The organism is Sphingobacterium haloxyli (assembly GCF_002980525.1).
GTDB lineage: Bacteria > Bacteroidota > Bacteroidia > Sphingobacteriales > Sphingobacteriaceae > Sphingobacterium > Sphingobacterium haloxyli.
On the sequence record NZ_PVBQ01000003.1, the window covers coordinates 50,773 to 63,938 of the forward strand.

12 protein-coding genes are annotated in these 13,166 nt (G+C 42.3%); 4 read left to right on the forward strand and 8 right to left on the reverse strand.

Going from position 1 to position 13,166, the window contains the following annotated elements; genetic code table 11:
• Positions 1-17: 17 nt before the first annotated feature.
• On the reverse strand, positions 18-548 hold the full coding sequence (locus C5745_RS03905; protein WP_449448534.1) for a type I restriction enzyme HsdR N-terminal domain-containing protein: 531 nt from the start codon (positions 546-548) through the stop codon (positions 18-20).
• 37 nt (positions 549-585) lie between these two features.
• Here C5745_RS03905 and holA point away from each other — a divergent pair, with 37 nt between their 5' ends.
• Positions 586-1,596: a DNA polymerase III subunit delta gene (gene holA / locus C5745_RS03910; RefSeq protein ID WP_105715678.1), complete on the forward strand. Its 1,011-nt coding sequence runs from the start codon at positions 586-588 to the stop codon at positions 1,594-1,596.
• Here holA and C5745_RS03915 read toward each other — a convergent pair.
• From C5745_RS03915 to C5745_RS03925, 3 genes are read right to left on the reverse strand one after another with little or no spacing between them, the layout of a single operon-like run.
• Entirely contained in the window at positions 1,580-2,842 is a 1,263-nt protein-coding gene (locus C5745_RS03915) for an AI-2E family transporter (protein ID WP_105715679.1), read from the reverse strand. The two genes, holA and C5745_RS03915, sit on opposite strands and share 17 nt — an antisense overlap.
• Before the next feature lie 30 nt (positions 2,843-2,872).
• The gene (locus tag C5745_RS03920; RefSeq protein WP_105715680.1) at positions 2,873-4,054 is read right to left on the reverse strand and encodes an MFS transporter; all 1,182 of its coding nucleotides are present in this window, start codon (positions 4,052-4,054) and stop codon (positions 2,873-2,875) included.
• Positions 4,047-4,802 carry a TrmH family RNA methyltransferase gene (locus tag C5745_RS03925; RefSeq protein ID WP_105715681.1) on the reverse strand — a complete coding sequence of 252 codons (756 nt, stop codon included), beginning with the start codon at positions 4,800-4,802 and terminating at the stop codon, positions 4,047-4,049. The genes C5745_RS03920 and C5745_RS03925 overlap by 8 nt, the downstream gene beginning before the upstream one ends.
• A gap of 45 nt (positions 4,803-4,847) precedes the next feature.
• Between C5745_RS03925 and tamL the strand changes: the two genes are divergently transcribed.
• Entirely contained in the window at positions 4,848-7,160 is a 2,313-nt protein-coding gene (tamL, locus tag C5745_RS03930; protein ID WP_243403261.1) for a translocation and assembly module lipoprotein TamL, read from the forward strand.
• Here tamL and C5745_RS03935 read toward each other — a convergent pair.
• Positions 7,157-7,744, reverse strand: a complete 588-nt coding sequence (locus C5745_RS03935; RefSeq protein WP_105715683.1) for a hypothetical protein — start codon at positions 7,742-7,744, stop codon at positions 7,157-7,159. The genes tamL and C5745_RS03935 overlap by 4 nt on opposite strands.
• A gap of 57 nt (positions 7,745-7,801) precedes the next feature.
• Between C5745_RS03935 and C5745_RS03940 the strand changes: the two genes are divergently transcribed.
• Positions 7,802-8,062, forward strand: a complete 261-nt coding sequence (locus tag C5745_RS03940) for a hypothetical protein (protein WP_105715684.1) — start codon at positions 7,802-7,804, stop codon at positions 8,060-8,062.
• A 64-nt stretch (positions 8,063-8,126) separates the two neighbouring features.
• Here the strand turns inward: C5745_RS03940 and C5745_RS03945 are convergent, their stop codons facing one another.
• From C5745_RS03945 to C5745_RS03955, 3 genes are all read right to left on the reverse strand, one after another.
• A complete protein-coding gene (locus tag C5745_RS03945) occupies positions 8,127-8,543 on the reverse strand; it encodes a hypothetical protein (protein ID WP_105716022.1) in 417 nt (138 codons plus the stop codon).
• A 64-nt stretch (positions 8,544-8,607) separates the two neighbouring features.
• Entirely contained in the window at positions 8,608-10,272 is a 1,665-nt protein-coding gene (locus C5745_RS03950) for a M28 family metallopeptidase (protein WP_243403243.1), read from the reverse strand.
• 37 nt (positions 10,273-10,309) lie between these two features.
• The gene (locus tag C5745_RS03955) at positions 10,310-10,942 is read right to left on the reverse strand and encodes a SprT-like domain-containing protein (protein WP_105715685.1); all 633 of its coding nucleotides are present in this window, start codon (positions 10,940-10,942) and stop codon (positions 10,310-10,312) included.
• 525 nt (positions 10,943-11,467) lie between these two features.
• Here C5745_RS03955 and recN point away from each other — a divergent pair.
• Complete coding sequence (gene recN / locus C5745_RS03965; RefSeq protein ID WP_105715687.1) at positions 11,468-13,129, forward strand: DNA repair protein RecN; 1,662 nt, start codon at positions 11,468-11,470, stop codon at positions 13,127-13,129.
• Positions 13,130-13,166: the final 37 nt, after the last annotated feature.

Here is a 13,166-nt window from a genome sequence, read left to right on the forward strand (position 1 = left end):
TATAATTTCAATATGCTCTACAAATTTAGAACCGAATTATAATTTGGCAGTTCGGGTAAAAACTCAAACCTATTTTCTTCGAAATGTATTTTGCAATAATAATGCTGTATGCCATTGCTGACAACGAGTAGCGGTATTTTATAGATGCTATTGTAGTTGGCAATCTGGCGGAATGCCTTATCGGTAATTTTGACAGTAGGTGATTTGAATTCTGCCAAAAGCATTTTTTCTCCGTTATTGTTAAAAACTACTAAGTCGCTTCGTTTTTGCAATGCGTTCAGCTTGAGTCCTCCTTCAACACGCATTAGCGATTTCGGATAACCTTTGTGCTTATGGAGGTAATGGACCCAATGCTGCCTTACCCATTCTTCCGGTGTAAGCACCAAATCTTTTCTCCGCAGTTCATCGAAAATAAACAACTTGTCAAGCTTTTGCGTTATTCTAGAAAGATACGGGGGTAAATTCAACGGAATCGGCTCAAACATAAACAAAAATAAAAAATTAAAAGGGAAAAATGAAAAATCTTCCACCACCGTCAATGTGAACATTTAACAAACCCAGTTAAAAAACGTATTTTCGTAACGTATGAATGCAAATACAGTTGTATCGGATATCAAGAAAAGAAAATTCAGTCCCGTGTATCTTCTTCATGGGGACGAATCGTATTATATCGATTTGGTAAGTGACGCATTGGAAGAGGAAGTATTGAATGATGCCCAAAAAGGGTTTGACCAAACCATATTGTATGGAAAAGATACGAGCGTCATAAATGTAGTGAATGCGGCAAAACGGTACCCGATGATGAGCGACTATCAGCTAATTATTATTAAGGAAGCGCAGGACCTGAAATGGAAGACGGAAGAAGACTTATTATTGAAATATCTGGAGAACCTGACACCCACTACGATACTGGTATTTGCTTATAAGTACGGTAAATTCGATAAACGCAAGAAAGTTTATAAAGCTATCGAAAAAACAGGGGTTGTTCTAGAGTCGGCCAAGCTTTATGAAAACAAAGTCGGGGAATGGGTTACCGAGCAGTTTCGTGTTGCGCAACGCCAGATTCACCCACAAGCTGCCGCTATGATGGCGGAGTATTTGGGAACAGACCTCTCGAAAATCGCGAATGAAATCGGTAAGCTGATTTTAAATGTCCCTAAAGAACAGGAAATTCAACCACTACATATCGAGCAGAATATTGGGATAAGTAAGGATTTTAATGTTTTCGAGCTTCAATCTGCGCTTGCAAAAAGGAACACGGTAAAAGCCATGCAAATTGTCGATTATTTCGCTGCAAATCCGAAATCGAACCCAATGCCCGTTGTTATCGGAAATTTAGGAAATTACTTTACAAAGATATTAAAGTATCATTACCTGCCGGACAAATCACCGCAAGTCGCCTCAAAGCAACTCGGTGTGCACACCTTTTTTCTGAAAGAATATGAAATGGCTGCACGCAATTTCAATCGGAAAAAGACATTTGAAGTCATCCAGCACTTGAGTACTTATGATTTAAAAACCAAAGGATTGAACGTAGGGCCATTTACCGAAAGTGGCGAGATGATCCGGGAGCTCGTGTTCAAGATTTTGAATTAGCGTCAACGTCATTATCGTCTTTGGGTAGTTCTTCCGATTCGTGAATTTCCTTATACTTCATCGTGACAGTTTCGGGGACGACTTCGGTGTCGACTTCCGTTTCGACCTCTATCTTTTTTGAAGTTTTAGGTTTTCTGACTACACCCCATTTCATGAGTAGAACCTGCGTTGAATTTCTTTTTAGATGTTCCTTCTCCGGCTCGCCTATTAAGAAACCAAAAGCTTCCATAGAAGGGATTGCGTCAAAGAGGACCTTAATAGTCGCGGTTAATGGCAAAGCAAGGATCAAACCGGAAAGTCCGAATAACATGCCTCCTAACAGGATAGCGATGATCGCCATCAACGGATTAATACTAACCTTACTGCCTACGATATTTGGTGTTATAATATTCCCTTCCAAGAACTGCACGACCTGAAACCACGCGATGACACCGACGGCGTACCACGCGCTATCTTTTACCGCTAATGCAAATAACGCCGGCAAAATTGACCCAATCGCAATCCCGATATAGGGAAGGAGCATCAGTAAGGAAGCTAGTGTGCCAAAAAACCACGCATAACCGATGCCCAAAGCCATCAAACCGACGGTATTCAATACAGCAACAATTCCCATTACCGTGATTAGGCCCAATAGATAACTTTGTACAACGTCATATATCTTGTTCAAGGTCGTGTCGACTTTGGTGTGCGGAACACTTTTAAATGCTCTAAAAAAGAATTCTCGAAAGAAATCGCGATAGTATAGCAAGAAAAAACTAAATAGCGGTACTAAAATAACACCTGCAACCATATTGCCTATAGAACCAAATGTTGCCGTTATGACGCTGCCCGCGTTGGACGCTAATTTATTGCCTTGGTCCCGTAGCTGGTCCATTATCTCCGTGCGTTCAATACCAAAACTTTGTTCAACCCAAGCCTGTGCCCGTTCTAACGAAGACATCACCTTGGCTGTTATGGCAGAAGCATCTTTGCTGATGACGATACTCTGGTGGACAATAAACCAACCGAGTGTCCAGATGATTGCAATGGCGATAAGGACCGAAAGTATTGCGGCAAACGCTTTGCCTAAACGCATGCGTTCCAGAAAACGAGCAAGAGGAAACAATGAAATCGAAATGAGAATGGAGAACAGAAGCGGAACGAGGACACTTTGTGTAACGTACATGAACGCTAGCAAAAGTGCCATAGCTATGAGGCTCGACGCTAAATCAAGCGAATAGGGGTATTTTTTAGAATTGTTATCCATCTTACGGTTTTTTAATTGTATACAAAACGATTAACGGCTTCTTTTGTTTCTTAGATCCCAACGAAGCACATAAAAAAATGCTAAAAATATAATGATACTATTGAGTATAAATATAGTAGGAATTTTGCTAATCTCATCATGATAAATATATCCTGCTAGCAGTGCACCTCCACCGATACCTATCTCTAAAGCAATATACATTGTCGCCATCGCCTTCCCCCGATGTTGTGGTAGACTGAGATCTATTGTCCAAGCATTGACGGCCGGTGACAGAATACCGCTACCTATGCCGTATACTATGGCGCCTAAAATCAAGCCCTCTATAGACTTGCCTAGTCCCAGGAGCAGTAACGAAATGGAGATAACGACGATTCCCACATACATGACGCGTATCCGACCGTAACGATCCGATACTTTGCCGGAGATAAAACGGATACTGATCGAAGCAAGGGTATAGGCAGTAAAAAACAAGCCCTTATTGCTGATACCCAAATAGTCGCTCCAATCTGGTATCAATGTAAGAATTACGCCGTATCCCGAATAGGAGAGCAGTGTTACGATACCGGCCGGAACGGCACGCCACTCGATAATCTCTCCGCTGTTGATCCGAAGCATGCTCAAGGAGAATTTTTGTTTGTCAGCCAATGTTTCGCCCATGCGCATTACGATGAGAATAGAAAGCAAGGCAAAGGCGGATGAACAGTAAAACATAAACTCAATACCATAATCTTTAGCGATGTAGCTACCGATAGCAGGACCGATGGCACTACCAACCGCAAACGCAAGGCCATGCATCCCTAGGGCTTCTCCCCAACGACTTTGTGGAATGATGTCGGCAATATAGGCTGCTGTCGCCGTGGGCTTAAACCCCGTCGAAAAGCCATGGACGAGCCGAAGAAAGAAAAAACCGGCTACTGAACTTAAGATAGGATACAGGAACCCACAAACAAAACAGACAATAGAGCCGATAGCCATTACAGGGACGCGCCCCCAACGATCTGTCAGTTTGCCGCTGAAAGGACGGGAAATTCCTGCTGTTAACGTAAAAAGGGCGATGATTAGCCCTTTATGCTCTGCTCCACCCATCTCACTAAGATGGTTAGGTAATTCGGGAATAATCATATTAAAGCTGGCACAAAAGAGCAGGGAGCTTAAACACAATAAAATAAATGGTAAAGTATATATCGATTTGGATCCGTCCACGTTAGTCATTTCCCAATTTTTGTCTTGCGATCTCGGAGCAGAACACTGTGGTAGCGACAGCGACGTTTAACGACTCCGCATTCCCGATACGTGGAATGGTAACTGCAACCTTCACTTTATCTATAATTTCTTTGCTGATGCCATTTCCCTCGTTCCCCATAATGATGAGCCCGGCATTTCCGAATTTTGTCTCGTATACAGATTTTCCATCAAGAAGAGCTCCATAAGTGGGCATATCGGCCTGATTTATGAAATCCGTTAACGGTGTGTAGTATATTTTAATGCGCGCCAACGAGCCCATTGTTGCTTGCACAACTTTGGGATTGTACGCGTCAACGGTGCCCATAGAGCAGATAATGTGGGTTATGCCGAACCATTCAGCGGTTCGGAGGATAGTTCCTAGATTTCCCGGATCTTGTATATCATCCAGAAGCAGGCTGTGTTGCTGCTTTAAGCTGGCCCAATCGAAGCTTTCGGAGGTTGGTAGATGAACGAGTGCCAGTACCCCCTGTGGATTGCTCAAACCGGAAATTTTTTGAAATTCGTTCGTGGTAATCGTTATACATTTTAATTTTTGCGGTAAATTGCCCATTTTTGTTCGAGCTTCCGCCGTGGTGTATAAGCTGTGGATTTGGTATTCAGAGGATAGGAATTCGAGTACTGACTTCACACCTTCGACGATAAAAAGTCCATGCTGTTTGCGAAACTTTTTATGTTGCAATGACGTAATTAAACTAATTTGCGCTTTTGATAACATTGCTTAATGATTAATAAGTACCGTTTTTTTGTTTGTGCAAGTATAATGCTTTTGTTGCTATTTTTTGCATCCTGTCGTTCGGCGAGATACTTAGAAGAGGGGCAAGCGTTGGTGACGGACGTGGATATCACGGGCGTTCCTCCGGATATAAAAGAAAGGGCGGCGGCTTATATATCAAATGAAATCAAGCCGAATTCGAGACTAAATCTCACGATATACAATTTTTTCAATACACGGAAGGGGAAATACAAACAGGAAAACAGACGGAATGTCGGAGAACCTCCGCACGTACTCGATTCATCCTTGGTGGAACTGTCTGCACAACAAATTAATAGGTATCTCCAGACCAAGGGATATTTCAATGCATTTGTAACGCCTCAGGTCGACGTGAAAAAAAAGCGAGCCCATATTGATTTTCATGTTTCGTTGGGAAAGCCCTTTCTGTTTGGCCATATCCGCTATCGTGCCGACGATCCCGCGATTGAAGATATATACGTACAAGAGGTAAGACCGAAATCGCTGGCCAAAACTGGAAAGCAGTTCGACAGCGCAGATTTGCTTGATGAGCGCGAGAAGCTGTATGAAAAATTGAAAGAACGCGGGTATTATGATTACGTGCGACAATACATGCGGGTAGGGATTGATACAAATACTGTTTCGAAACAAGCTGACCTCCAGGTAGAAATACAAGATCCAACGGATAGCACACGGCATGCCGTTTACCAAATCGATAGCGTTTTTGTGAAAGTAATATTGCCGTACGGGCAGACCAGTACAAGGGACCCTCATTCGGTTGTAGATACGAACCTACGGATCACATATAACGACGAAACTGGACGCTTTCGGCTGAAACCATTATCCAGGTATATGTATTTGCTGCCAGACATGCGCTATGATCTCAAGAAAGAGAATCAATCTTATGACCGCCTTTACGAAATGAACGGTTTCAGGAACGTGAAAATTAACCATCGAAAAACCGGGAACAATCGGTTGAATACATTTTACGAACTAACCCCCCGTCCGGTTATGGCGAATCAAGTAGAAGGCGAGTTTACGTTTAGTTCGGGTATGAGTGGTTTCAATGTCGGGAATACCTTTTCACATCGCAATGTCTTTGGTGGTGCGGAACAACTGGAAGTAAAGATGCGGTATGGTGTGTTATTTGATCCTCGTTTGGAAGGGAGTCTTGCCAATAAGATTTTTAATAATGATTTTCAAGTAGGGGTCAATCTTATTATTCCACGCCTGATGATTCCGTTTGAAAATTCCAGTACCGGAACCTATGGTTTGCCACGAACCACCTTTTCCAGTACACTGCAATTTTTTCAACAGGACCAAACCTATTCCAACAGGTACTTTACCAATTCCCTGAATTATATATGGTACACCAGTCCGCGTTCACAACATAGTTTAACGCCGGTTTCTGTTGAGTACCGGGTAGGAAGGTTAGATGAGGCATTTCAACGGCAATTAGAAGACGAAGGTTATTTACTCTATGTCAGAAGTAATAACCGAGAGTATTTTGGTTTAAGTGCGCAGTACAATTATACGTATAACGCCACGAAGCTTTTAACTAAAGAAAATTTTAATTACTTCCGTGTAGGGTTGGAAAGCAGCGGAAACGTATTGGGGGTGCTAAGTGACGTGTTGAAGTTGAAAACATCGACCGAAGGCGAGCGCCTGCTGTTTGGTGTACCTTACTTACAGTTTGCAAAAACGGAAATCGATTACAGATGGTACCGCCATCTGGGGGGCAACAAACAATTTGTGTTGCGATTCAACGGTGGTGTCGCTGTTCCATATGGTAACAATTCTCAGTTATTGATATTTGAGAAAAGCTTCTTTGGGGGAGGGATGAACGGTATTCGGGCGTGGCAAGCACGGACGTTGGGACCTGGTAATTACAACCGGGCAGATTTACCGGAACGTTTACGACTAAACTTGCGGAATCTGGACCAACTGGGTGAGCTCAAGTTGGAAGCAAACGCCGAATATCGTTTCAGGATGCTGAATAATTTTTTGGGTGCGAAGCTGAACGGAGCGACATTTGTAGATGCTGGAAACATTTGGTTGCTTAGAGATAATGAAATAACGACTAATGGTACGTTCAAAGCGGATGAATTTCTTTCACAGATTGCTCTTGGTACGGGTTTTGGGGTACGGCTAGATATGGACTATTTTATTATTCGTTTGGATGCTGGATTAAAACTGAAAGACCCGCAATTTGCCCAGGGTGAACAATGGGTGATAAAAGAGTTGTTTAACAGTCGTGAATTTAAACAAAATTATTACCAGACACATCGCCCCGACCGCTATAATTTTATCCAATACAATTTCAGTGTTGGACTGCCTTTCTAGATCAAATTCTTTAACGCATCCAGTATACTCTCCATAATATCGGAGAAATCCAATCCCTTTGAAAAGTGAAAATAGGCATATACGAGTGCCAGAATAACGAAGGTCGTGAGGAATCGCCGAAATATATAGGCTATCAATAATACGGCCAGCGGGATCAATAGTAGGAGCAACCCGTTAATTTTAAACGGCCTAAGTTCGAGGTCCTTCTTATGGATGTAATACAGCTTGCTAACCGTCTTCTCTTGGTTTTTGTGTTTAAAGAACACAAATGTAGAAGATTCTACCGGATGTTGCACAACGCCAACCCCATCGTGAAATTGGAGATCTTGCTGAAAGCCATTGAGGTTGAACACAAATGTGCCATTGATACTTTCCTGAGGCTGTTCAATACTATCAAGAGCGATAATGGCGAGCTTGCTATTTTGGGTGAGGTTTTCCTTTACGATAAAATTGTCAATACGTTGTGGTTGCGCCTGTATTAGCGATATAGATGTTAAAATGAATACGATAATTTGAGTGACATGTTTCACGTTGGAAAATAAAAATATCTTTTGCAATAATAAGAAAAACTCTCCACTCTCCATTTTCAATTATCAACTTTCTTCCCTACCTTTGTGAAAATAAAAAAGATATAGACTGATATGGAAAATACAGTGTCTCAAAGACCCGCAAAAAAGACAGACAATAACGCTAATCGCACGGAATATTACGTACAGTTAACGGTTGCGATTGTCATTGGTTTGGTAGGTGTATTCATCCGGTTTGTTCCTGATGTTTTGCCTTCGTTGGATCAGATGACTTTTATGTTTTCGCTAATAGCAAATTTGTTGGTTGTGGTAGCGTCGATCATAGCATTTAAAGTAGTATTCGAGATTTTGGGATTTGGGAAAAACAAAAGCTAATTTTTCTGTTTTCAACAATTAATAAAACAAAAGCCTGGACATTTTCGTCCAGGCTTTTGTTTTATTACACTAAAATCGACCAGGTACTCCAAGGGATACGGGATAGGATAAAAATCAAACCAATGACGTAAAAAACCAAGACTGTTCTATTGGCTTTTTGGCTGTCTGCTTGTTTTTTTGCTTTGGAATAACCTATAGTGATTAAAATAATGGCAAGAAGCATCATTAACGGGTGCTCCAAAAAATAAAGACGTGATAGGCTATTCTTCATATTTTCGCCGGAAAAAGACTGGATACCCAGTGGCGATACAAAATAGATGATTAAGCCCACGACGAATTGTAAATGTGCTGAAATAAGACCCAGCAGCGCAATCTTGCGGTTATACGTTTTTTTTCCTAGATAATTTGCCAAAGTAATCACGATGGCAACGACTAATGCCAGCAGCAGTATAATAGCCAGCGTCGAATGTAGATGTCTCATTCCTGTTAACATGTTTGTTTGTATTTAATTGTTCTCTCTCTTAATGACTTAGTGTTATAACTCATCACCCCTTTAAACGATTGTCTCCTATTTCCTTAAATTCCGACTTAGGCTTAAAGTTAGGGAACGTGTTTTCCATACTCATGGTATATCCGATATCAAAAAATAGGCGCACATCTTCAATAATGCCGCCAAAATCCCAGTTGTCATCCACTTCGTCCGCTACCGTATGGTATCTTCCGGCAAGCGCCTCTCTTCTACGTTCAATATCGGCTGTATCAGTCGAGACAAGTTCGCTTCCCGCACCCATGAAAAGCCCTGGAACGCCTGCTTTAACAAAGTTGAAATGGTCGGAGCGGTAGAAACCTCCAGAAGTTGGATCACTTTCGCCTTTCATCACACGGCCAAATTTGGCCGCTGATTTTTCTACGTAATCCTCAATTTCTGTTTGTCCGATACCTACCACGGAAACATCTTTGGTCGGCCCTAGCGGACTAAAAGCATCCATGTTGAGGTTAGCGACAGTCTTAGCCAATGGATAAATAGGATGTTGTGCGTAATATGCCGACCCCAATAGGCCCTCTTCTTCTGCTGTTACAGCTAGAAAGACAATCGAACGCTCCGGTTTTACTTGCGCTGCTTGGAAAGCTTTCGCTATCTCAAACAAAGCTGCTACACCGGCCGCATTGTCAATCGCACCATTATAAATAGCATCGCTGTCGACAGGCTCACCCACACCCAAATGGTCCCAATGTGCTGTATATATAATCACTTCGTCCGGTCTCTTTGAACCTTCCAATTTTGCAATAACATTATTGGAAGTTGACTTTCTAAATGTATTATGAATACCTACCGATGTCGTTACATTCAATGGTACAGCCTTAAACCCTGGCTTCTTAGCATCTTCCATAATATTCGGTGAAACCCCGGCTAGCTGGAAAAGCTTTTTTGAAGTTTCATTGGAAATCCATCCTTCAAACGCGGCAAATGAAGCGCCGTCGTCCTCTGATATCAATTCGAGTTGCGGCCCAGACCATCCTGATCGCACGACGTTCCATCCGTAACTTGCCGCCTCGGTTTCATGGATCAACAGGATACCAGCAGCACCCTGCCGGGCAGCCTCTTCGTATTTATATTTCCAACGGCCATAATACGTCATGGTGTCGGCTTTAAATAGGCTGTTATCATATCTGCCTGGATCGCTCACCATGGCGACCACTGTTTTGCCTTTGACATCCAGCCCTTCGTAATCGTTCCAGTCAAACTCCGGAGCAACGATCCCAAACCCTACGAAAATCAAGGCTGATTCAGATACGTCGATATCGTCTTGTAGACGTCTGCTGCCAATAACATAATCGTCGAGATGATTTGCTGAAAGGGTGCCGGACTCGCCTTTGAACGTTAGCACTTTCGTTTTTGGTTCAGACGCGATTTCCACTAGAGGTACTTCTTGGAAATATGATTCACCATTGCCCGGTTGCAACCCTAAATCTTTAAATTGCTGCTCGATATATTGTACAGTCAATGTATCGCCCCTTGTAAAAGGCTTCCGGCCAAGAAACTCATCAGAAGAGAGTTTGATAACATGTGCTTTGTAGGTGTCTTCTGTGATAGCAGATAACGCTGTCGAATCAAGCCCATCTGTATTATACCCGTCTTGTTTGCCCTCTTGACAAGAGAATAATATGCTTATAAGAGCAGGAATCAGTAGTAAATTTTTTTTCATCATATATGTCGAAAGATTATGCGCGTTTAAAAATACGAGATTATTTTTTAATACCGCCAGCTTCCTTAATTAAAATGACCTCTGCAATAGGTTGGATGAGAAAGGTACGAGCTGTACGAAGCTCTACACATCTATATCGTTTTCTGAGTTTTTCTCTCTTTTGGAAAATACGCCCGTCCGCTAATGAAAATATACTATTCGTCGGAATAGATTCTATGGTTAGCTGCTCGGTCGCATTTTCGTCGTATTTTCTCAGTGTACGATGTAAGCCGATGTCCGTACAGCTGGAAGCTGCGGGATTGTCCATGTATTGGGCGATAGCTTGTCGAATGTCAGCGGGGAAAATATCCAATTGGAGAAAAGGCGCCATAAGCTGTTTGTAGTGGCCCTTCCATTCTGCACCATGTGGTTTCACTCGTTGTTTGTGTTGTTGCCATGTTTTGAGGTGTGCAAATTCATGTATAGTCGTGATTAGAAAAGCATAGGGATTGAGATCGTAATTCACCGATATTTTATGTGGAGCGCCGCGGAAGGGTGCGGTGTAATCGCCAAGTTTTGTTTTGCGACTACGCGAAATCCTAAATTGGCAGCCTGTATCATTGATCCATGCGGAGATAATCGGAGCAGCAAGCTCCGGCATATATAGACTAAGTTGTTTAGAAAAATCTGGCATGTCCTACAAACATATAGATTTTTTATAAAATATTATTTCTTCTTTTCGTTGCTAGGTTAATGCGGTTATGATTTTCAAAAAAATTGAAGGTTTTCTTTAATCATGATTTTCGTGTTCTTTTTTACCTCAAAAAAGAACCAAAAAACTCGCCGCTGAAAAATTTTGATGGGAGGAATACTGCAAAAATAGATATGTCTACATATTTCAAAATTTTTGAGGCGGCATTAGCGTTTAAGGAAGGGATAGTACAATTGCATGATCCCTTCCTTAACCTTCAAGGTCGCCTCCGGATGTTTTACAACTGTACACATTCATCCTTAGTACTATCCCAAATGTAAAACATCCGCAGCGACGCTTTTTATGAACTAGTGTTTACTTTGGTGTTCATGAACTCACTCCGTTCGGTTTGCGCAACTTTTTTCTAAAAAAAGTTGCATAAAGAAAACCTTCGTTTTACATCACAAAATTTCATTTTATAGAAACAAAAAACAAAATCATTATCTTTGGTACCACGAACGAGACGCCATGCTAAATAGACTTTATATCAAGAATTACGCATTGATTGAAAACCTGGATATCCAATTTGACACCGGGTTGAACACTATCACTGGAGAAACCGGAGCAGGTAAATCCATTATAATGGGTGCGCTGGGACTGATATTGGGCAATCGAGCGGAAGGAAAGCACTTCTTTCGGGATGATCAAAAATGTGTGATAGAAGGTTTTTTCAAGATAGATGCTTATGGCTTGCAAGATTTTTTCCAGGACAACGAGCTGGACTACGATGCCGAAACAATTATCCGTCGCGAAATTTCAGTCGACGGCAAGTCCCGTGCTTTTGTAAACGATTCCCCTGTGACCCTAAATATACTCAGGTTGTTGGGCGAGCAGTTGATCGATATTCATTCGCAGCACGCTACTTTACAACTGAATACCGAACGTTTCCAGTTGATGGTATTGGATAGTGTGGCAAAAAGTCAAGGGATTCTACAAGATTATAAACGAAACTTATCACAATATAGGCGGCAGCAGGAATCCTTGGACCGTCTGCGTGAAGACATTGCTAGTACAAACGCCGCATTGGATTTTAACCAGTTTCAGTTTGATGAATTAGATCAAGCCAATTTAGCAGAGGACGAGCAGGAAAAGTTGGAAACGGAGTTGAGTCAGTTGGAAAATGCAGAGGAGATAAAAAGAGCATTGTTGCGTGTTAGCCATCTGCTGGGTGAAGGTGAACATTCTGCTACTTTTTCGTTAAAAGAATCTTTGCAACAGCTCCAATCCGTGGAGCGTTTCATGCCACCGGCGGAAGAACTAGCGAAGCGTTTGCAAAGTGTATGGATTGAAGTGAAAGATATAGCGGACGAGGTCAGCGCCAACGAACAGGATGTATTGATGGACGAAGGCCGACTAGTAGAAGTCACTGAGCGACTAAGCCTATTGTATAGTCTGCAAAAAAAGCATCGGATGGATACCGTGGCAGAACTCATTACGTTACGAGATGAACTAGAACGAAAAATTCTGGCCGTGGCTAATCAAGGCGAACAATTAGCTGCTTTAGAGGAGGACGTCGCCAAATGTTTGCAAGCTTTGAAACAGACCGGAGAACATCTGCACCATGCTAGACAGCAGGCGGTGAGTAATGTGGAGTGCCATGTACAAGAAGTTTTAGCAGAGGTAGGCATGCCGAATGCCCAATTAAAGATAGAACTTTCCTTACTAGAAGTCGATAAATACAAAAATACAGGTGCGGATGATGTCCAGTTTCTATTTTCTGCCAATAAAGGGCAACCGTTGCAGCTTATACACCGTGTAGCATCCGGCGGAGAACTCTCCCGTGTGATGCTCGCTGTTAAATCACTTGTGGCGGAAACGTCTGCATTGCCAACAATCATATTTGATGAGATCGATACGGGTATTTCTGGTGAAGTTGCCTTAAACGTAGGGGAGATTATGGAACGTCTAGCTGGCAACATGCAAGTACTCGCCATCACGCATTTACCCCAGATAGCTTCCAAAGGGCAGGCGCACTTTAAAGTCTTCAAGCAAGATCAGGAAGAGAAAACGAAGACTGATATCGCGCTGTTGAACAAGGAAAATCGTATCCTAGAAGTCGCGCAAATGCTCAGTGGCGCAAACCCGGGAGTGTCGGCTTTACAGCATGCGAAGGAATTGCTTGAAAGATAATAGATCTTCATGCCGCAACACGTGTTGCAGGATGCTG

Excerpts from the sequence above, each read along its gene's own strand:
- C5745_RS03955 (WP_105715685.1), bottom strand. The coding sequence starts at position 10,942 with ATGCCAGATTTTTCTAAACAACTTAGTCTATATATGCCGGAGCTTGCT.
- C5745_RS03945 (WP_105716022.1), bottom strand. The coding sequence starts at position 8,543 with ATGAGACATCTACATTCGACGCTGGCTATTATACTGCTGCTGGCATTA.
- tamL (WP_243403261.1), top strand. The coding sequence starts at position 4,848 with ATGCTTTTGTTGCTATTTTTTGCATCCTGTCGTTCGGCGAGATACTTA.
- C5745_RS03925 (WP_105715681.1), bottom strand. The coding sequence starts at position 4,802 with ATGTTATCAAAAGCGCAAATTAGTTTAATTACGTCATTGCAACATAAA.
- C5745_RS03915 (WP_105715679.1), bottom strand. The coding sequence starts at position 2,842 with ATGGATAACAATTCTAAAAAATACCCCTATTCGCTTGATTTAGCGTCG.
- C5745_RS03940 (WP_105715684.1), top strand. The coding sequence starts at position 7,802 with ATGGAAAATACAGTGTCTCAAAGACCCGCAAAAAAGACAGACAATAAC.
- holA (WP_105715678.1), top strand. The coding sequence starts at position 586 with ATGAATGCAAATACAGTTGTATCGGATATCAAGAAAAGAAAATTCAGT.
- C5745_RS03935 (WP_105715683.1), bottom strand. The coding sequence starts at position 7,744 with ATGGAGAGTGGAGAGTTTTTCTTATTATTGCAAAAGATATTTTTATTT.
- recN (WP_105715687.1), top strand. The coding sequence starts at position 11,468 with ATGCTAAATAGACTTTATATCAAGAATTACGCATTGATTGAAAACCTG.
- C5745_RS03920 (WP_105715680.1), bottom strand. The coding sequence starts at position 4,054 with ATGACTAACGTGGACGGATCCAAATCGATATATACTTTACCATTTATT.
- C5745_RS03950 (WP_243403243.1), bottom strand. The coding sequence starts at position 10,272 with ATGATGAAAAAAAATTTACTACTGATTCCTGCTCTTATAAGCATATTA.
- C5745_RS03905 (WP_449448534.1), bottom strand. The coding sequence starts at position 548 with ATGTTCACATTGACGGTGGTGGAAGATTTTTCATTTTTCCCTTTTAAT.